Source organism: Streptomyces sp. NPDC054786 (assembly GCF_053611685.1).
Genome location: NZ_JBSHAW010000022.1, coordinates 23,339 through 42,610 on the forward strand (window position 1 = coordinate 23,339; position 19,272 = coordinate 42,610).

Here is a 19,272-nt window from a genome sequence, read left to right on the forward strand (position 1 = left end):
CGCTGCCCGGGCGCGGCGACCGTCACCCGTCCCCGGCCGGCAACGCCTCCCGGTGATCGAAGGCGATCAACGGGTCGCCGGTGAGCGGATGTTCGGTCACCGCGGCGCGCACCCCGAACACCTCGGCCAGCAGCGACGGCGTCAGCACCGCTCGGGGCGTGCCGGACGCCACCACCCGCCCGGCGTGCAGCACATGCAGCCGGTCGCACAGGGACGCCGCGGCGTTCAGATCGTGCAGCGAGATCAGCGTCGTACGGCGCTGCGCCCGCAGCAGCGTCAGCAGCTCCACCTGATGCCGGACATCGAGGTGGTTGGTGGGCTCGTCCAGTACCAGCACCGCCGGGTCCTGGGCGAACGCCCTTGCCAGCAGGGCCCGTTGACGCTCGCCCCCGGACAGGGTCGAGAACCGGCGGGCGCCCTGCCCGGCCAGGCCGACGGCGGCCAGCGCGCGGGCCACGCTCTCCCGGTCGGCGTGGTCCTCGCCCGCGAAGGCCCGCTTGTGGGGCGTACGGCCCATCGTCACCACCTCGCGCACGGTCAGCTCGAAATCGCTGCCGCGCTCCTGCGGCAGCGCGGCGACCCGGCGTGCGGTCTGTCCCGGTGTGAGCGTGCGGATGTCGGCCCCGGCCAGCAGCACCCGCCCGGCGGTGGGCCGCAGATGCCGGTAGACGGTCCGCAGCACGGTGGATTTGCCGCTGCCGTTGGGGCCGACCAGCCCGGCGATCTCGCCGTCGGCCGCCATCAGCTGCACTCCGGCCACGACATTCCGGCCCGCGTAGCCGACCTGCAGATCCTCGATCTCGACGTTCACCGGCCCGCCCCCATCCGCCGGTCCAGGATGAACAGCAGCGCGGGCGCCCCGATCATCGCGGTGACGACTCCTACCGGAAGTTCCTGGGAGGCCATCGCCGTACGGCACACGATGTCCACCACGACCAGCAGCAACGCACCGGTCAGCGCGGACAGCGGCAGCAGCCGGCGGTGGTCGCCGCCGATGACCAGCCGGCACAGATGCGGCACCATCAGGCCCACGAAGCCGATGGCTCCGGAGACCGCGACCAGTACGCCGGTCAGCAGACCGGTCACCACGAAGAGCTCCCTGCGCAGCCGGGTGACGTCCACGCCCACGCCGGCCGCGGTCTCATCGCCCATGATCAGGGCGTTCATGGCGCGGGCCCGCGCCTGGAGTGCCAACAGCCCGGCGGCGACGGCGAGTACCGGCAGCCACAGGACATTCCAGGTGGCCCCGCTCAGGCTGCCCATCAGCCAGAACAGCACACTGCGGGTCTGCTGTTCATCGCCGGCCTGGAGCACGAGGTAGCTGGTGAGGCCGGACAGGAACTGCCCGATGCCGACGCCGGCCAGCACCAGACGCAGCGGTGAGAAGCCCCCGACGCGCCGGGCCATGCACCACACCAGCGCGAACGAGGCCAGCGCTCCGGCGAACGCCGCCGCCGACAGCCCCAGCCCCAGGACTCCGCCCGCGCCGGCGCCCAGCACGATGGCGGCGACCGCGCCGAGTGAGGCGCCGCTGGAGATGCCGAGCAGATACGGGTCCGCCAGCGGATTGCGCACCAGCGCCTGGGTCGCCGTTCCCACCAGCCCCAGCCCCGCACCCACCAGAGCCGCCAACAGTGCCCGGGGGACCCGCAGTTGCCACACGATCAGGTCGTCGGTGCCCGGCCGGGGCGGCGCACCGCCGAGCCGCCGGAACACCACCGACCAGACGTGAGCGGGCGCGATATCGGTGGAGCCCAGGCAGACCGCGGCGGTCAGCGCCACCACCACGGCGAGGCCGAGCCCCACGGCGAGCGGTCCGGCGGGTGGTGTGCGGCGCTCGTAGCGCTCGGTCCGCTCCTCGCAATCGTGCGGCCCGGAGACCACCGGAGCCATCAGCGGGCCGCCTTGAACCGTTCGGGATGGACGGTGTGCGCGATCTCCTCGACGGTGTCCGCGTTACCGACACCGGCGATCGTCGTGCGCTCCGAGCCGATCCGCAGGAACTTGCCGTTGCGCACGGCAGCGAGCCCCTTGGTGGCGGGGAAGCTCTTCAGGAACGCGGCGGCCTCGTCGTACGCCTTGGCGTCGGCCGCCGCGTCACCGCGGTGACGCACCCCGAGCTGGATCCAGTCCGGATTCTTGGCGACCACCTCCTCCCAGGAGACCGGCTTGAAGTCGCCGTCGCAGCCCTCGAAGACATTGTGTGCCCCGGCCTGGCCGATCACGGCGTTGGCGACCTGCTTGCGGCAGACGGCGACCGGCTGCTTGGTGCCCGCGTCGTAGTCGAAGAAGAAGTACGTCGGCCGCTCGGCGGGGGCGATGCCGCCCACCGCCCGGTGCACCTTGTCGGTCTTCTTCCGCATCCCCGCCACGAGCGCGTCCGCCCGCTCCCTGGTGCCGGTCACCGCGCCCAGCCGCTTGATGTCGCCCTCCACACCGGACAGATCGCGCTGCGCCTTCCCGGCCATCGGGGCGCAGGCGGTGGACGCCAGGTAGAGGTGCTTGATGCCCGCCGCCGTGAACTCCTCCTCACTCGGCGCGTCACCGGCACGGCCCATCGAGTTCATCGACGCAAAGGTGTCGATGTAGAGATCGGCACCCGAGCCGAGCAGCTTCTCCTTGGGAATCACGGACTTCCCCAGCACCGGCACCTTCCGGGCCTGCGCCCCCAGGGCGCCGGGCAAGGTGCCCTTGCCGGGCGGGAATCCGGTCCCGATGACCCGGTCGCCCGCCCCCAGCCTCAGCAGCATCTCCAGCGCGGCGGCGTTGCTGGTGACGATCTTGCGCGGCGCGGCCGGGAAGGTGGTGGTGGCACCCTTGCAGTCGGCGATCCGCACGGGGAAGCCCGGCCCGTGGGCGCCCCCGGCCGTGTCCCTGCCACCGTCTCCCCCACTGCCGCCGCACGCGGTGGCGGCCAGCGCGACCACCACCGCGGCACCGCACAACTTCCCAGAACGCATGGCGCTTCTCCCCTACGCATCACCAGCCGGTGCACCCGGCCGCCTCACCCGCCGCAGCAGCGGCCGACGGGCCGCAGGCGCGACCCGGCACAGGTAGTCGGCCGGGTGGCGGGGGCGGTTCCGGACGGCAGCGCTCTTTTCCCGCCGGAAGCCGGCCGGGCTAGGGTGGCGCGTCACAGCGGCACCGGGAGGCGGTTGATGACGACGGGCGTGCCCGGTACGGCCGATGGGGCCGGTACGACCGGTGGGGCTGGTGTGAACGATGCCTCCGCTGCGTCCGATGCCTCCGCTGCGTCCGGTGCGTCCGGTGCGTCCGACGTGACGGATCCGGACTCGGCGGTCCCGGCCCTGTCCGACACCGCCCGGTCGCTGGCGGCGCGCTGTGCGCCCCGGGTGAACGCACTCGCCCGGCTGATGTCCCGGGACGTCTTCGAGCAGCTGCCCGGCTATGCCGAACTCCCCGCCGACGTCAAGGATGTGGAGATCGCGGCGACCGCCCGGCACGGACTGCGGCTGTTCCTGGACCGGGTGGTGCGCGATCCCCGGACCGTCCCCGGCGACTTCGATGTCTTCCGCGAGCGCGCCGCCCAGCGGGCCGAGGAGGGCATGCCGTTGCATCTGCTGCTGACCACGCACTGCGTGGGGGTGTGGGTGCTGTGGCAGGCGCTGCGGGACGCCGCCCGGCCGGGCGAGGACGCCGCGCTGGTCGAGCTGGCCGACTGGCTGTTCGGGGCCGAGCAGCGGATCGTGCGCACGGTCACCGAGACCTACCTCGACGAGCAGGCCGCCCTCGCCTCCGAACGGCGCGCAGAGCGCCGCTCGTTGGTACGCGGGCTGCTGGAGGGCACCGCACCTCCTCCGGCCGGCAGCGGCCTCGACGGGCCGTCGCTGGTCCTCTCCGTACAGCTGCCGGACGGTCCCCGGGCCCCGGTCGCCGCACGGCGCGTGGTGCGACGGCTGCAGGCGGCGCTGGACCGCGCCTTCGGCAGGGAGGTGCCCGCCCTGCTCGACGGCACCGGGGGCCGGGCGATCGTGCCCGGCCGGGTACAGCCGCCGCCCGTACTCGCCGAGCTGCTCGACGGGGTCTGCGGTCCGGGCGTACGGTTCGCTGCCGTGCACGCGGAACACGGCACGGAGATCCCGGAGGCGGCACGCACCGCCGCACGGATCGTCCGGGTGGCCCGCGCCTGCGGACACCCCGCCGGGCTGCACCGGCTCGATGACGTGCTGCTCGAATACCAGCTGTCCCGTCCCAGCGCCGGCAGCGACCGGATTGCCGCCCTGCTCGACCCGGTCGCCGACCGGCCCGAACTCATCGAGACCCTCCGCACCCATCTGGAACAGGCACAGGACCGGCGGGCCACGGCCCGGCTGCTCACCCTCCACCCCAACACCGTCGACAACCGCCTCGCCCGTTTCGCCACGCTGACCGGGCTCGACCTCTCGACGCCACGGGGCACGGCGCTGGCACTCGCCGCGCTCCTGCTCCGCGACGCCGAGGAGCCGGGCCGGCCGGCTTCCGGGGTCCGCCGGGGAGTGTGACGACGCCCCCTACGGCGTGACGATCGGGAAGGCCGGGTCGGGCTTGTCCAGGAGGGCGCTGAAGGTGAGGAGGGCCTGGGGGTCGCCGTCGAGGGTGACCGTTCCGGCCGCGATCTCCTCAGGGAAGGTGGTGGCACCGCTGAGGACGGCATTCAGCGTGGTGCGCGCCAGACGCAGGGTGGCGTGGGGCTTCTCGCCGCGCGGGGCGTCGCCGGGCATGGGAGTGAGTGCCCCGTTGGAGAGGAGGAGGGTCCAGGTCTCCGGGGTGGCGAGGCCGTCGGCTCCGTCGGTGCCGGCCGGAGGGGCGGCGATTTCCCAGCGCAGCAGGAGGCGTTGGTCGCCGGCACGGGGGCCGTTGATGCGGACGGCCATCGACTGGAAGATCTGCTCGGGGGTGAGGGCGGCGAGGAGGTCGGGCGCGATGCGGGTGCGCCCTGCGGCAGGGGTGCGGGTGCCGGTGGTGTGCTCGCGCAGTTCGGCGGCGCCCATCAGGTAGAAGTTGCGCCAGGGCCCGGACTCGGCACCGTGGCCGAGCCGTTCGAGGGCATCGGCCTGGAGCGCTCGGGCCTCGGCGTTGTCCGGTTCGGCGAAGATGACGTGGTGGACGACCTCGGCCACCCAGCGCAGGTCGCCGGCCTCCCATGCCGTGCGGGCCTTGGCCAGTACGGCGTCCGCGCCGCCCATGTACTCCACGTAGCGCGTGGCCGCGGCCACCGGCGGGTGCTGCCAGAGATGAGCCGGGTTGCCGTCGAACCAGCCCATGTAACGCTGGTACACGGCCTTGGCGTTGTGGCTGAGGGTGCCGTAGTAGCCGCGGGTGTGCCAGGCGCGTTCCAGCGCGGGCGGGAAGCGCAGCTCCTCGGCTATCTCGGATCCGGTGAGCCCGGCGTTGATCAGCCGTACGGACTGGTCGTGCAAGTAGGCGTAGGCGTCGCGCTGTTCTTCCAGGAAGCGGACCGCACGCTCCTGGCCCCAGGTGGGCCAGTGGTGGGAGGCGAAGACGATGTCCGTGGTGCCGGCGAACAGCCGCAGTGTCTCGGTGAGATAGCGGGCCCAGGCGCTGGGGTCGCGGACCAGCGCACCGCGCAGGGTGAGGACGTTGTGCAGGGTGTGGCAGGCGTTTTCGGCGACGCACAGGACCCGCAGGTCGGGGAGGTGGAAGTTCATTTCGGCGGGGGCCTCGGTGCCGGGCGTCAGCTGGAAGACCATCCGGATGCCGTCGATCACCTCCTCCTGGCCGGTCCCGGTGATGTGCAGCGTGGGGGCGATCAGGCCGATGGAGCCGAGCGAGGTGGTCTGGCCCAGGCCGCAGCCGATCTGGCCGGCCGGGCCCTTGGGCAGCAGCGCGCCGTACATGTAGCCGGCCCGGCGGGCCATCGCGGGGCCGGTGAAGACGTTCTCGCTCACCGCGTGGGCGAGGAAGCCGGCCGGTGCGATCACGGGAATCCGGCCGCCGGCCACGTCCGCCTCGTCGACCACGCCCCGTACGCCGCCGAAGTGGTCGATGTGCGAGTGGGTGTAGAGGACGGCGGTGACCGGGCGCTCCCCCCGGTGCTCGCGGTACAGGGCCAGGGCGGCGGCCGCGACCTCGGCGCTGATCAGCGGGTCGATGACGAGGACACCGCGCTCGCCCTCGACGAAGGTGATGTGGGACAGGTCCAGGCCGCGTACCTGGTAGATGCCCGGCCGCACTTCGTAGAGGCCCTGCCGGGCGACGAGCCGGCTCTGACGCCACAGCGAGGGGTGCGCGGTGGGCGGGCACTCGTCGGCCAGGAAGGCGTAGGCGTCGTTGTCCCAGACGACCCGGCCGTCCGCGTCCCGGACGACACAGGGGTCGAGACCGGCGACGAAGCCGCGGTCGGCGTCGGCGAGGTCCTGTGCGTCGTCCCGGGCGGGCGGCTGGTCGTGGTGGGCGGTCGGCTCGCTGATGTCCGCAGTGCTCATGGAGGCGATTGTGGTGCGGCCGGCGGCTCGGGTTCATGGTGAGCGGACACAGCGTCGGCAGTCATCCGTCACAAGCCGGCGCCCGCGCGACGGTCAGGGGTCGAGGCCGCTGCCCTGGGGGCCGTACAGGTCCAGCAGGCGGACGCGCGTGCCGTGCAGCCGGTCGGCCACGGTTTCGGCCACATAGCGGTACATCGCCCGGCCGAGGACGGGATCGGACTCGCACAGGTCGCGGACCACCCTGGCGTCGAACTCCACGGCCTCCACCGGGCCGACGGTCTGCGCTCCCAGGTGCCACAGGTAGGGCGGGAACAGCCAGGCCCAGCCGAGCAGTTCACCCCGGCCGAGCGTTTCGACGACCGCCGCCCGGCGCCCGGGGACCCGCTGATCGAGCGCCACCTGACCGCTGTGGATGATCCAGAAACGGTCCGCCCGCCGGCCCTCCTCGAAGAGGCGGGTGGCCCGCGGCATCGACACCTCGACGGCGATATCGGTCAGCCGCCGACGCCGGTCGGGCGGCATCGCATGGAACAGGTTTCTGCTGTTGGCCATCGCATCCTCCGCTCGCTACCTGCACGATATGCGGTGCTTTACGGGGATTCCGGGGAGGCTCGGCCGGGCAGGGCAGCGGTGCGGCAGACCACCGGCGGGCTCAGGTGAGCTGACGCCGGACCAGGTCGTGCAGCCAACCGCCGGTGTCGGCGAGCAGCTCGGCCGGGGCGCCCTGCTCGACGACTCGGCCGTCCGCCATGACGATCACGCGGTCGGCGTCCATGACCGTGGACAGCCGGTGCGCGATCACCAGACGGCTGGCGCTCAGCTTGCGGGTGCTGTCGATGACGATGCGCTGGGTCTCGTTGTCCAGGGCGCTGGTGGCCTCGTCGAAGAACAGGATCCGCGGACGGCGGACCAGCGCCTGGGCGATCATCAGCCGCTGCCGCTGGCCGCCGGAGATGGCGCCACCACCGGAGATCATGGTGTGCAGCCCCATCGGCATCCGCTTGATGTCCTCGGCCAGGCCCGCCATCTCGGCGGCCGCCCAGGCCTCTTCCTGGGTGAAGGACTCGGCGCCGCAGATGCAGTCCAGGATCGATCCGGTGAGGGGCTGGGCGTTCTGCAGCACGACCCCGCACTGGCGGCGCACCGCCGCCTGGTCCAGGGCGGCCAGATCCTGGCCGTCGTAGAGCACATGGCCCGAGGTGGGCTTGTCGAAGCCGATGAGCAGCCGCAGCAGGGTCGACTTGCCACAGCCGCTCGGGCCGACGACGGCCACGAATTCGCCGGGCCGGACCCGCAGCGAGACATCGTCGAGGACCAGCGGGCCGTCGTCGGTGTAGCGGAAGGACAGCTTCTTGGCCTCGATGCCGCCGGAGAGGGCGCCGGGCTGGGCGCTGGCGCCGCGCACTTCGGGCTTCTCGTCCAGCACCGGCTGGATCTGCTCGAACATCGGCAGTGCGGCGGCGGCCGAGACGAAGGCGCCGGTGATCTGGGTGACCGAGGTCAGCAGCATGGTCACCGAGGTGTTGAAGGTGAGGAACGAGGCGGCCGACATGCTGCCGCGGGCCGGTCCGGCCAGCAGCATGAACATGGTGAGCGAGCAGAGCGGCAGATAGACCGCGTTGAGGACGGTGGTCAGGTTCTTGATCCGGCCGGCCTTCTGCTGGAGTTCACGGGAGCGCGCGAACTCCCGGGCCCAGGCCGCGTACGCAAAGCTCTCGGCCGCGGCGACCCGCAGCTTGGGCAGACCGCGCAGGGTCTGGAACGCCTGGTTGTTGAGCTTGTTGCCGAGCTTGACCAGCCGTCGCTGCCAGCGCAGCTCCCACAGGCCCATGGCGAGGAACACCGCACCGATGACGATCAGCATGGCGATGGCCGCCAGCGCCAGCGGCACGCTGTACAGGAGCAGCATCACCAGGTTCATCGCGCCGACCGTCGTGGCCTGCACGGCCACCGGGCCGAGTCCGGACAGCACCCGCCGGATGGCGCTGATACCCATCGCGGCGCTGGCCAGCTCGCCGGTGGAGCGTTCGGTGAAGAACTTCGTCGGCAGCCGCAGCAGCCGGTCCCACACGGCCGGCTGCAGCGCGCTCTCGATCCGGCCCTCCATCCGCAGCACGGTGAGGTTCTGCAGCAGCATGAAGGCGGCGGAGACGACGCTGGTGATGATGACGGCCAGGGAGACCTGGACGATCAGGCTCCGGTCGGCGCTCGGGACGTACTCCCCGAGCACCTTGCCGGTCGCGAGGGGGACGAGGGCACCGAGACCCACCGTCACCAGCCCGGCGAGGGCCAGATTCCGCAGGTCCATCCGCGTACCGCGCAGGCTGAAGCGCATCAGCCGCCACAGGCTCATGGACCGCTCCGGCAGCGGGCGGTAGAACATGACGGCGCGGGGCTCGAATTCATCGGCGTTGTCCTTGCCGATGCGCATCCGTAGCCCGGAGGCCGGGTTGACCGCCTCGTAGCGGCCCCGGCGCCACACCAGCGCCACGGGGGCGCCGGACTTGGCGCGGTGGCCCACCAGGGGTCCGGTGTCGGTCCGCCACCAGCGGCCCTGGAGCCGGACCGCCCGGGTCCGGATCCGCGAGCTGACCGCGATCCGTTCGACCGGAGTGATGCGGTCGTTGGCGGCGCCGCCCTTCGGCGGCTCGGTGAGCGTGATCCCGGCCGCTTCCGCGACCGTGCGGCAGACCGCGAAGGTGGCGTCGTCGCCGGCCCGGTCCCTCTCGGCGCTGCCCCGCCCGCCCCGGTCCTGGCGGCCGATGGACGCGATCAGCGCCTGGTCGGCCCGCTCGCGGACAGCCTCGCCCGCCTTGATGCCGGCCGCCGTGCGGTCCTCGTGGGCGCGCTCCAGCTGCTCGATCCAGCGGTCGACGGCGGACAGCAGCCGGTACTGCTGATTGACCATCTGCTGCCACAGCGCGGGGTCCACCAGCAGATCGCCGGCCGCCTCCGCGCTGTAGGAGGCGCCGTACTGCACGCTGCCGGGCGGGACCGGCATCCACAGGATGTCGTCGTCGGCCACCGCCTCGTCGGCGGGCCGGCCGTCGAGCGGGGCCTCGAACAGCACACCCAGGCTGCGGGCGGTGCCCAGCGCGAAGGCGTGCTCCAGCGCGGAGGGTGCCTCGCCCTGGCCGCCGTACGCGGGGTCGTAGCCATAGCCGCCCTGCGCGCCGTACTGCGGATACGACCCGGTGTCGCCGAAGTCCCCGTACTCGTACCGGGGCAGCTCGCGCAGCGGGATCCGGCGCAGCAGGCAGTCCTGCGACGGCCGGCCGAGCAGGGTGTGGTGCGGGCCGGCGACCGGGCCGAGCAGCAGGGTGCCCGCTTCGAGCCGGCCGAGGAAGTGCCAGTGCCCTTCCTGGGCGGCGTCGACCGCGAAGAGGTCCAGCGCTCCGCCGGTGACGAGCCACAGCACATGCGGGCCCTCCAGGGGAACGCTGCGCAGCCCGGTGCAGTCGACGGGCGTGCCGAGGCTGCCCAGCGCCTGCGTCACCGCATCGGTGTCGCCCGGTCCCACGACCGCGGGCGGGGGTACGGATGACACGTCAGTGCTCCTTGACCAGCTCGGCGTACGGGCCCCCGGCGGTGACCAGGTCCTCGTGCCGGCCGCGTTCGACGACCACGCCGTGGTCGAGGACCACGATCTCGTCGCTGTCGCGGACCGTGCTCAGCCGGTGGGCGATGACGACGCAGGCGCAGCCGCGCCGCCGCAGGTTGTCCATGATGATTTGTTCGGTCTGGGCGTCCAGGGCGCTGGTGACCTCGTCGAGGACCAGGATGCTGGGGCGCCGGACCAGTGCGCGGGCGATCTCCAGGCGTTGCCGCTGCCCGCCGGAGAAGTTGCGGCCGTCCTGTTCGACCCGGCTGTGGATGCCGTCGGGGCGACGGGCGATCACGTCGTCGTAGAGCGCGGCGTCCTGGAGGGCGGTGATGACCGCGTCGTCCGGGATCGACGGGTCCCACAGCGCCACGTTGTCGCGGACCGTGCCCTCGAAGAGGAAGATGTCCTGGTCGACGAAGGACACGGAGGCGGCCAGCGCGCTGCGGGAGAGGTCCTCCAGACGCTGTCCGTCGATGCGGATGGTGCCTTCCCAGGGGCTGTAGAGCCCGGAGATCAGCCGGGAGACGGTGGACTTGCCGCTGCCGGATCCGCCGACGAGGGCGACCTGCCGGCCGGGGCCGACGGCCAGGGAGAAGCCGGTGAGCAGCGGCTTGTCCAGCGGGCTGTAGCCGAAGCTGATCTCCTCCAGCGTCACATGGCCCTTGAGCCTGCGGGTGTCGGCGTCCGGCTCGGGGCGCGAGTAGAGGGTGTCGACGGGGAAGCTCTCGACGTCCTTGAGGCGGGCCACATCGGCGGCGAAGTCCTGGATTCGGCCCGCCACTCCGTTGAGCCGGGTGATGGGTGCGGTGAAGCGGGTCACCAGCGCCTGGAAGGCGACCAGCAGACCGATGGAGATATGGCCCTCGACCGCCCGCAGTCCGCCGATCCACAGGATCAGTGCGCTGTTGAGGGTGGCCAGAGTGGGCGCGACCATGGCCAGCACGGCGCTCGGCACACCGAGGCGCTGCTGCACCTCCAGCGTGGTGGCGTGCTGTCCGGCCCAGCGGCGGAAGTAGCCGTTCTCCCCGCCGGTGGCCTTCATCGTCTCGATGAGCTGGAGACCGGTGTAGGAGGTGTTGGTGAGCCGGGCCGTGTCGGCGCGCAGCTTCTGGGTGTGGGTGGCCCGCAGCCGGATCACGATCCGCATGGCGACGACGTTGAGCAGGGCGATGCCCACACCGATGACCGTGAGTTGGGGGTCGTAGGTCCACAGCAGGACGGCGTAGAGGATGACGACGATGCCGTCCACGCCCGCGGCGGCGAGGTCGCGCGCCAGGGTTTCGGCCACCGCGTCGTTGGACTGCAGTCGCTGGACCAGGTCGGCCGGGCTGCGCTGGGCGAAGAAGGTGACCGGGAGTCTGAGCAGATGGCGCAGGAAGCGGGCGCTGGTCAGGGTGGAGGAGATGATGCGGCCGCGCAGCAGATTCGCCTGCTGCAGACCGGTCAGTACGGCGGTCAGCGCCACCATCGCGGCCATCGAAGCGAAGAGCGGCCCCAGCAGCGAGGTCTGGTTGCCGATCAGGAACATGTCGATGTACGTACGGCTCAGGGCTGGCACCGCCGCACCGACCGCGACCAGCAGCAGACTGGCCAGCAGCGCGGCCAGCAGGGTGCCGGTGGTACCGCGCATCCGGGCGGGCACCGCGCCGAGGACGCCGGGCTTACGGCCGCCCTTGCGGAAGGATTCGCCCGGCTCGAAGACCAGGGCGACACCGGTGAAGCTGGTGTCGAAGTCCTCCGTCGCCACGAAGCGGCGGCCCTTGTCGGGGTCGTTGATGCGGACGCCGCGGCGGCCGAAGCGCCGGCCGGTGCCGTCGTAGACGACGTAGTGGTTGAACTCCCAGAACAGGATGGCCGGCGCCTGCACTTCGGCGAGCGCGGACGGTTCCATCTGCATGCCCTTGGCCTGCAGGCCGTAGCTGCGGGCGGCCTTGAGCAGATTGCTGGCGCGCGAGCCGTCGCGGGAGACACCGCAGGCGATCCGCAGCTCTTCGAGCGGTACATGCCGTCCGAAGTGGGCCAGCACCATGGCAAGCGAGGCGGCACCGCATTCCACGGCCTCCATCTGGAGGACGGTGGGGGTGCGTACGGCCTTGGTCTTCTTGGGCTTCGGGGCGGGCGGCGCCGCACGGCGGGTGCGGCGGGCGCCGGGCGCGGGCTCGGGACGGTGCCGGCCGCGGCCCGGAGGCGGCAGCTGCTGCTGCGCGGCTGCGGAGTCTTCGGTGGCGGTCATGGCAGCAGCCAATCGATCGGGTGCTGCGCGGCCAGATGAACGGCGCCGGTGGCCGGCGTCATGGAGTCGACGGCGTACGGCGGGCCGCCGGACGTCGACCAGGCGTAGCCGGACGCGCTGTGCGGGGAGGCATCGAGCTTCACCAGGACCGCGAGGGGCTGGCCGTGCTGCGAGAACTGCTCGCCGAGCTGGCTGTTGCCCAGGTAGGCGCCGATCCGCTGACGGGTCTGCGCGGTCCTGCCGACGGCCTTGACCCGCCCGCGCAGCACGCCGTACTGCTGGCTCGGCACGGACTGGACGGTGAGGTCGACGGAGGCGCCGACGGGGACGGTGGCGCCGCTCTCGGCCGGTACGTACAGCGTTGCCGTCAGGGGGTCGCCGGCATGGGCGACCCGCTCCACGGAGGCCACATCGGCGCCGGTGGTGACGACGGATCCGATCGTGGCGACCATCGTGGTCAGCCGGCCGGCGGCGAGGGTGCGGACGACGGCGGTGCCCCGGGCGGTGCGAACCTTCAGAACCGGGGTGTTGGCGGCCACCCGCTTGCCCTCTTCGGCGAGTACGGCGGTGACCTGGCCCGCGACGGGGCTCTGCAGGATATAGCTGCCCTGGCCGTGGGTGAGGATTCCGGGTGCGCTGAGGGTGGACGACACGGTGCCGGTCACCGCCCACAGGGACGCGGCGATCACGAAGAGGACCGTGACGATCAACACCAGCAGGCCCTGGGGCCGGGCGAAGCGCACCGGCACGTCGATTTCTTCGGGCGACTGCAGCTTGGAAAGGGCCTGTTGGCGGAACTCCACGACACTCTTCCCTCAACTGCAATGGTCTGTTTCAGACGGATGGCGGCCGTGCGCCCCGGTCCCGGGCACAGCCAGGGATCCGGGGCACTCGGCCCGGCACGTCGGCAAGGAGGGGGCGCCGACCTGCCGTTGTCACCGTTCAAAGCCGGCTGTACCGCTCAGCGGCACAGGGACGACTCAGAGACCGGAGACGAGGCCCGTGGCGGTGCCGACGACGCCCGAGGCGTTGACGCCGGTGGCGCCGTCGACCAGGCCGGTGGCGGTGCCCACGGCGCCCGAGACGGGGGCGATGGAGTCAACGGTGTTGGTGGCGGTGCCGACCGCGCCGTTGAGGAGGCCACCGGACACGTTGTCCAGGTCGGCGTCGGAGATTTCCTGGGTCTGAACCTGGGGGGTGGAGTTCATGATGTTTCCCTTCGGATGAATATCTCGAAAAAGCTGCGCCCGAACCGTCCGGTGGGGTGGCCCGGCCGCGGCTGCGGCAGTCCGGTACCCGCAAACGGGCACCGATGGTGTGACTACCGCGGTGCGAAGGATCAAAGCATGCGGGCGCGTTGCGCTGCTAATCGGAGAACCACCGATCTCGACCCCAACGCCTCGCCGAATTACGTGAAGTGCACGCGCATCCATGACTTGGTGGCAGCTTCTCCACAACTTCTCCAGTTTCACTTTTGACGCACCGGTAACCGCTCGTTCGACGAACTGGACATTCCCGCATCAAACCGCTGAGCTGCAGGTCAGCGTGGGGGTTCGTCGCGGGAGAGCATGTGCCGACTGCGCATTCGGTGTGCAGATTTTTTGAAGACCGCCAATTTTTACGGCACCTGAGCACAGCACGGTCACCGAACTCCGGCGCGCACTGACGATGGACCGCTCCGAATGTTGCAGAGGTATGAAATGTGCCCGATTCGCCCGGAGTTCCTGGGCGGCATCGGGCGAGTTGAACACCTTGAACGGATTCATCGGAACTATCCGTACACCATTCCCATGGAAACGGACCGAGTATCCGGAGAACGGACATAACCGTATAACGACGTGCCTCGGACCCGTCGGTAATGGGTGATTCCCGAGGGCGGCACCGACACCCCGGTGGCAGCCGCCCACCGCGTGCGGCACCGTGAAGGGACGCTGCGGGGCCGCGCCCCGGGAAGGAGCCGTCCGTGGACCCCGTCGAGGCGCTGGAGCGGATCGCCTTTCTGCTGGAGCGGCAGGGGGCGGTGAGCTACCGCGTCCAGGCGTTCCGTACGGCCGCGACGGTGATCGGCGCCATGTCCCCCGACGAGGTGCGCCGGCGCGCCCTGGACGGTTCGCTGGGGCGGGTCAAAGGGCTGGGCCCGAAGACCACCCGGGTGGTCGAGGAGGCGCTCGCGGGGGCGCGGCCCGAGTATCTGTCATCTCTCGAACAGGAGGCGGGCGGTCCGCTGGTCGAGGGGGACCGGGGGCAGCGGCTCCGGCGGGCGCTGCGCGGCGACTGCCATCTGCACTCGGACTGGTCGGACGGAGGCAGCCCGGTCGAGACCATGGCCCGGACCGCCCGCGACCTCGGGCACGCATGGTGTGTGCTGACCGACCACTCCCCCAGGCTCACCGTCGCCCGCGGGCTGACCGCCGAACGGCTGCGGCAGCAACTGTCGCTGGTGGCGGAGGTGAACCAGCGGCTGGCACCGTTCCGGCTGCTGACCGGGATCGAGTGCGACATCCTCGACGACGGCACCCTCGACCAGGAGCCGGAGCTGCTGGACCAGTTGGACGTGGTGGTCGCCTCGGTGCACTCCAAGCTGCGGATGGACAGGGCGCCGATGACACGGCGGCTGCTGGCCGCGGTCCGTAATCCGCTGGTGGACGTGCTCGGTCACTGCACCGGACGGCAGATCACCGGCAAGCGGCGCCCGGAGTCGCAGTTCGACGCCGGGGAGGTGTTCGCGGCCTGCGCCGAGCACCGTACGGCCGTCGAGATCAACTGCCGTCCCGACCGCTTCGATCCCCCGCGCCGGCTGCTCCGCCAGGCACTGGAGGCAGGGACGCTCTTCGCCATCGACAGCGATGCCCATGCGCCGGGCCAGCTCGACTGGCAGATCTACGGCTGTGCCCGCGCCGAGGAGTGCGGCGTACCGGCCGACCGGGTCATCAACACCTGGACGGAGCGCCAGTTGGCCGCCTGGACCCGGACGGGCCGGACGCCGCGGCGCTGACGGGCCTCAGGCGGCGTGCGGTGCGGCCGAGGGGGGTGCGGCCGCGGGGGGTGCGCTCGCGGCGGTGGCCGGAGTGAGCCGCAGCGCCACGACATACGCGACGACCACGGCGACGATCACCAGCGGCATCACGGTCAGACCGCTCCTGCCGAGCAGCAGGGTGGCCAGCAGCACCGAGATCATCGGCAGCCGGAGCATCGCCACACACATGGCGCCGACGCCCATCGCAAAGGCCGCGGTGAGCGACAGGCCGGGCAGGTGGGACAGCACGACACCACCCGCCGCGCCGAGGAACAGCGCGGGGAAGATGGGGCCGCCCCGGAAGGCGCTCAGCGAGGCGCAGTACGCCAGGCCCTTGCACAGGATGAGCAGCAGCAGCGCCGCCACCGAGTAGCCGGCACTGTCCTGGAACAGCGACCCCAGCGCCGACTGGCCCGAATAGAGCATCTCGGTGGCGGGCTTGCCGGTGGTCCCGGCGAACGCCACCGCCAGCGCGCCCACCACCAGGCCCATCACCATCGTGGCCGGGACGCGACGGGAAACCACATGCCCCTTGAGGAACAGCGAGAGCCGCCGTACGCCGACCGCGAGGAAGGCGGCGGCCACTCCGATGACCAGGGCCCAGCCGAACTCCGGAACCGTCGGCTCGGCGGCCTTGGGGATGTCGTGCAGCGCGAGGGAGTACGTACCGAGTCCGGTCCAGTCCCCCAGCCCGGTGAAGACGAGCGCACCGATTCCCGCGGCGAGCAGACCGGGCACCAGCATCATCCCGAGCATCGGGCCGCCCAGGCCCGACACCTCCATCAAGAGGAACGCGCCCAGCAGCGGGGAGCCGAGCAGTGCGCTGACCGCCGCGAAACTGCCGGCCGCGCCCACCGCGGCGACGGTCCGGGGGCCGGCATCCCGGCCCAGCAGCCGTACGGCGCCGGCGGCCAGCCCGCCGCCGAGGGCGATGAGCGGCGCCTCGGGGCCGAGCACCGCACCGAAGCTGAGCGAGGCCAGCGCCGCGAGGGCGATACCGGGGAGCGCGGAGAGCGGGGGCGCGCCGCTGAGCGCCAGCCCGTCGGCCGGCTCATGGCCGCCGTGGCCCGGCAGATAACGGACGGTCAGGCCGACCAGGAGGCCGGCGACCACGAGCATCGGGACCGGCCACCAGATCGGCGGCCCGGTGAAGCCCAGCGCCCGCGGCAGGTCCTGGTAGATCAGCGGTTCCAGCTCGTGGACCAGCGCGAGAAAGCCGAACGAGACGGCACAGACCGGGAAGCCGACCAGCGCCGCCGTCAGCAGGAGCTTCAGATACTCGCGGGTGCGCACCAGCGCGTAGGGGTCCTGGGGCACGGTGCCCGGCGCCGCGCCGCCCGCGCCGGTGGAGCCGACCGACATCGCTTCGCCTCCCTCGCCGCCGCCGTGCCGAGCCTGCCATGACCGGCCCCGCCCGGCATGCCGGGCGCGTCCTCGGGGCATGGCCATTCGGGTGGACCGGGCCCGTACCGGGGCCGGGCGGGGGTAGGGAGAGAAGACATCAGTTCCAGTCCACCCTGGAGCTGACGGCCTCGTTCCTCCGGCCCACCCGCCCCGGCCGGCTCATCGGCACCGGGCGCATCGTGCACCGCGTGGGCGATATCGCCTTCCTGGAGGCCGCCCTCGCCGACGGCGACGAGCGGCTCATCGCCACCGCCGCCGCCACGGCCCGGGTCATCCCCATGGACGAGGCACCGAGCGTGGCATGACGAGCACCCCTCACCCCTGAGGCGCCGCCGCCTCCCGGAGGGCGGCCAGCACCGGCCGGAGCAGGGGGTGCTCCTCGGCTCCGCGGCGTACGGCGGCGAAGACCCGGCGGGTGGGGGCCACATCGTCGACCGGGCGGACCACTACCCCCGTCAGGTCCATGTCGCGCAGGGCCGAGCGGGGGACGAGGGCCACCCCCGCGGCGGCCGAGGCGAGGGCGACCACGGCCCGGAAGTCGTCGGAGGAGTGCTCCAGCCGGGGCTCAAAACCGGCGTATTCGCAGGCCAGGACGACCACATCGTGGCAGGGGTTGCCGGGGTAGGGGCCGATCCAGGGGTCGTCGGCGAGATCGGCCACGGCCACCTGCGCGGCGTCGGCGAGGCGGTGGCCGGGCGGCAGCACCGCGTCGAACGGCTCGGCGTAGAGCGGGACCCGGGTCAGCCGTGGGTCGTCGGCGCTGGGCGCGCCCCGGTACTCGACGGCGACCGCCACATCGACCTGCCGGTCCAGGACCATGAGCAGGCTGGCGTCGCCCTCGGCGTCCTGGACGCGGACCCGGATGCCGGGCGCGGTGCGGGTGAGCGCGGTGAGCGCGGGCGCGACGACCAGGCCGATGCCGGTGGCGAAGGCAGCGACGGTGACCGTGCCGGCCTCGCCCGCGCCGTAGGCGGCGAGCTCGGACTCGGCGCGCTCCAGCTGGGCCAGGACGGCATTGGCATGGGCGAGCAGGATGTCGCCCGCGGCGGTCAGCCGTACGCCGCGGGCGCTGCGCTCCACCAGACGGTGGCCGGTCTCCTGTTCCAGGGCGGCCAGCTGCTGGGAGACCGCCGAGGGCGTCAGATAGAGCGCGGCGGCCGCGGCGGTGACCGTGCGGTGGTCGGCCACCGCACGGAGGATGTGCAGCCGGCGTGCTTCGATCATGTTTCCAGTTTCTCAGGCGACGCCCGTGGGCGGCGTCAGTCCCCCAGCGCGGACCTCGCGTCGACGAACGCGTCGACCACGCGGTGGACGTCCTCGGTGGAGTGGGCGGCGGAGAGCTGTACCCGGATCCGCGCCTGGCCCTGCGGGACCACGGGATAGGAGAAGCCGATGACGTAGACGCCGCGCTCCAGGAGCAGCTCCGCCATCCGGGCCGCCTCGGCCGCGTCGCCGATCATGACGGGGGCGATGGCGTGGTCGCCGGGGAGGATGTCGAAGCCCTCCTCGGTCATCCGGGAACGGAACAGCGCGGTGTTGGCGTGCAGCCGCTCGCGCAGGTCGCCGGCCGACTCCAGCAGGTCGAGCACCTTCAGCGAGGCGGCCGCGATCACCGGGGCGAGCGAGTTGGAGAAGAGGTACGGGCGCGAGCGCTGGCGCAGCAGCGCGACGATCTCGGCGCGGGCCGCGACATAGCCGCCGGAGGCGCCGCCGAGGGCCTTGCCGAGGGTGCCGGTGATGATGTCGACGCGGTCCATCACACCGTGCAGCTCGGGGGTGCCGCGGCCGCCGGGGCCGACGAAACCGACCGCGTGCGAGTCGTCGACCATCACCATGGCGCCGTAGCGGTCGGCCAGGTCGCAGATCTCGCGCAGCGGCGCCACATAGCCGTCCATGGAGAACACGCCGTCGGTGACGACGAGCTTGCGGCCGGTGCTGCCGGCCTCCTTCAACTGGCGTTCCAGGTCGGCCATGTCGCGGTTGGCGTAGCGGAAGCGGCGGGCCTTGCACAGGCGGATGCCGTCGATGATGGAGGCGTGGTTGAGGGCGTCGGAGATGACCGCGTCGTCCGGGCCGAGCAGCGTCTCGAAGACGCCGCCGTTGGCGTCGAAGCAGGACGAGTAGAGGATGGTGTCCTCCTGGCCCAGGAAGCCGGAGATCCGCTGCTCCAGCTCCTTGTGGACCTCCTGGGTGCCGCAGATGAAGCGGACCGAGGCGAGGCCGTAGCCCCAGCGGTCGAGCGCTTCATGAGCGGCCGCGACGACCTCGGGGTGGTCGGCGAGGCCGAGGTAGTTGTTGGCGCAGAAGTTGAGCACCTCGCCGGGGTTGCCTTCCCCAAGCTCTCGGCTTCGCTCGAGCAGGGGAGACCCCATTGCGGTGACCGCGACGGTGGCGGACTGCGGAGTGCCGATGACGCGCTCGGGCTTGTGCAGGCCGGCGGCGCGGATCTCGTCGAGGGTGCCGCGCAGTTCGTCACGTACGGAGTCGAACATCAGGGATTTCTCCAGGAGTTGGGGTGAAGCGGGCGAGTGGTCCGAAGGGGCGCGCCGCGGTCGGGGCGGCCGCGCCG

The 19,272-nt window shown here is 72.1% G+C and carries 14 protein-coding genes; 2 read left to right on the forward strand and 12 right to left on the reverse strand.

The window, feature by feature from the left end; genetic code table 11:
- Window positions 1–22: 22 nt before the first annotated feature.
- Genes ACWGI6_RS19505 through ACWGI6_RS19515 form a run of 3 tightly spaced genes read right to left on the reverse strand, consistent with a single transcriptional unit; the run spans window position 23 to window position 2,960 of the window.
- The gene (locus ACWGI6_RS19505) at window positions 23–811 is read right to left on the reverse strand and encodes an ABC transporter ATP-binding protein (RefSeq protein WP_453268662.1); all 789 of its coding nucleotides are present in this window, start codon (window positions 809–811) and stop codon (window positions 23–25) included.
- Complete coding sequence (locus ACWGI6_RS19510; RefSeq protein ID WP_453268663.1) at window positions 808–1,893, reverse strand: FecCD family ABC transporter permease; 1,086 nt, start codon at window positions 1,891–1,893, stop codon at window positions 808–810. The genes ACWGI6_RS19505 and ACWGI6_RS19510 overlap by 4 nt, the downstream gene beginning before the upstream one ends.
- Window positions 1,893–2,960: an ABC transporter substrate-binding protein gene (locus ACWGI6_RS19515; protein ID WP_453268664.1), complete on the reverse strand. Its 1,068-nt coding sequence runs from the start codon at window positions 2,958–2,960 to the stop codon at window positions 1,893–1,895. Before ACWGI6_RS19515 ends, ACWGI6_RS19510 begins: the two co-directional genes overlap by 1 nt.
- A gap of 318 nt (window positions 2,961–3,278) precedes the next feature.
- Between ACWGI6_RS19515 and ACWGI6_RS19520 the strand changes: the two genes are divergently transcribed.
- The gene (locus ACWGI6_RS19520; protein ID WP_453268665.1) at window positions 3,279–4,502 is read left to right on the forward strand and encodes a PucR family transcriptional regulator; all 1,224 of its coding nucleotides are present in this window, start codon (window positions 3,279–3,281) and stop codon (window positions 4,500–4,502) included.
- Between the two features lie 9 nt (window positions 4,503–4,511).
- Here ACWGI6_RS19520 and ACWGI6_RS19525 read toward each other — a convergent pair whose 3' ends face one another.
- The 6 genes from ACWGI6_RS19525 to ACWGI6_RS19550 all read right to left on the reverse strand — a co-directional run bounded on the left by ACWGI6_RS19525 (window position 4,512) and on the right by ACWGI6_RS19550 (window position 13,491).
- Window positions 4,512–6,446 carry an alkyl/aryl-sulfatase gene (locus tag ACWGI6_RS19525; protein WP_453268666.1) on the reverse strand — a complete coding sequence of 645 codons (1,935 nt, stop codon included), beginning with the start codon at window positions 6,444–6,446 and terminating at the stop codon, window positions 4,512–4,514.
- Between the two features lie 93 nt (window positions 6,447–6,539).
- Entirely contained in the window at window positions 6,540–6,998 is a 459-nt protein-coding gene (locus tag ACWGI6_RS19530; RefSeq protein WP_453268667.1) for a cyclic nucleotide-binding domain-containing protein, read from the reverse strand.
- Between the two features lie 100 nt (window positions 6,999–7,098).
- The gene (locus tag ACWGI6_RS19535; RefSeq protein WP_453268668.1) at window positions 7,099–9,993 is read right to left on the reverse strand and encodes an NHLP bacteriocin export ABC transporter permease/ATPase subunit; all 2,895 of its coding nucleotides are present in this window, start codon (window positions 9,991–9,993) and stop codon (window positions 7,099–7,101) included.
- 1 nt (window position 9,994) lies between these two features.
- Window positions 9,995–12,283 (reverse strand): NHLP family bacteriocin export ABC transporter peptidase/permease/ATPase subunit, encoded by a 2,289-nt coding sequence (locus ACWGI6_RS19540; RefSeq protein WP_453268669.1) that lies wholly within the window; start codon window positions 12,281–12,283, stop codon window positions 9,995–9,997.
- A complete protein-coding gene (locus ACWGI6_RS19545; RefSeq protein WP_453268670.1) occupies window positions 12,280–13,086 on the reverse strand; it encodes an HlyD family efflux transporter periplasmic adaptor subunit in 807 nt (268 codons plus the stop codon). Before ACWGI6_RS19545 ends, ACWGI6_RS19540 begins: the two co-directional genes overlap by 4 nt.
- Window positions 13,087–13,263: 177 nt before the next feature.
- The gene (locus tag ACWGI6_RS19550; protein WP_453268671.1) at window positions 13,264–13,491 is read right to left on the reverse strand and encodes a type A2 lantipeptide; all 228 of its coding nucleotides are present in this window, start codon (window positions 13,489–13,491) and stop codon (window positions 13,264–13,266) included.
- 755 nt (window positions 13,492–14,246) lie between these two features.
- On the opposite strand from ACWGI6_RS19550, the gene ACWGI6_RS19555 reads away from it, so the two are divergent.
- Window positions 14,247–15,278 (forward strand): PHP domain-containing protein, encoded by a 1,032-nt coding sequence (locus ACWGI6_RS19555; RefSeq protein ID WP_453268672.1) that lies wholly within the window; start codon window positions 14,247–14,249, stop codon window positions 15,276–15,278.
- Window positions 15,279–15,284: 6 nt separating this feature from the next.
- On the opposite strand, the gene ACWGI6_RS19560 is transcribed toward ACWGI6_RS19555, so the two are convergent.
- The 3 genes from ACWGI6_RS19560 to ACWGI6_RS19570 all read right to left on the reverse strand — a co-directional run bounded on the left by ACWGI6_RS19560 (window position 15,285) and on the right by ACWGI6_RS19570 (window position 19,195).
- A complete protein-coding gene (locus ACWGI6_RS19560; RefSeq protein WP_453268673.1) occupies window positions 15,285–16,661 on the reverse strand; it encodes a chloride channel protein in 1,377 nt (458 codons plus the stop codon).
- A gap of 357 nt (window positions 16,662–17,018) precedes the next feature.
- Window positions 17,019–17,927: a LysR substrate-binding domain-containing protein gene (locus ACWGI6_RS19565; RefSeq protein WP_453268674.1), complete on the reverse strand. Its 909-nt coding sequence runs from the start codon at window positions 17,925–17,927 to the stop codon at window positions 17,019–17,021.
- 35 nt (window positions 17,928–17,962) lie between these two features.
- Window positions 17,963–19,195: a glycine C-acetyltransferase gene (locus tag ACWGI6_RS19570; protein WP_453268675.1), complete on the reverse strand. Its 1,233-nt coding sequence runs from the start codon at window positions 19,193–19,195 to the stop codon at window positions 17,963–17,965.
- Between the last annotated feature and the right edge of the window lie 77 nt (window positions 19,196–19,272).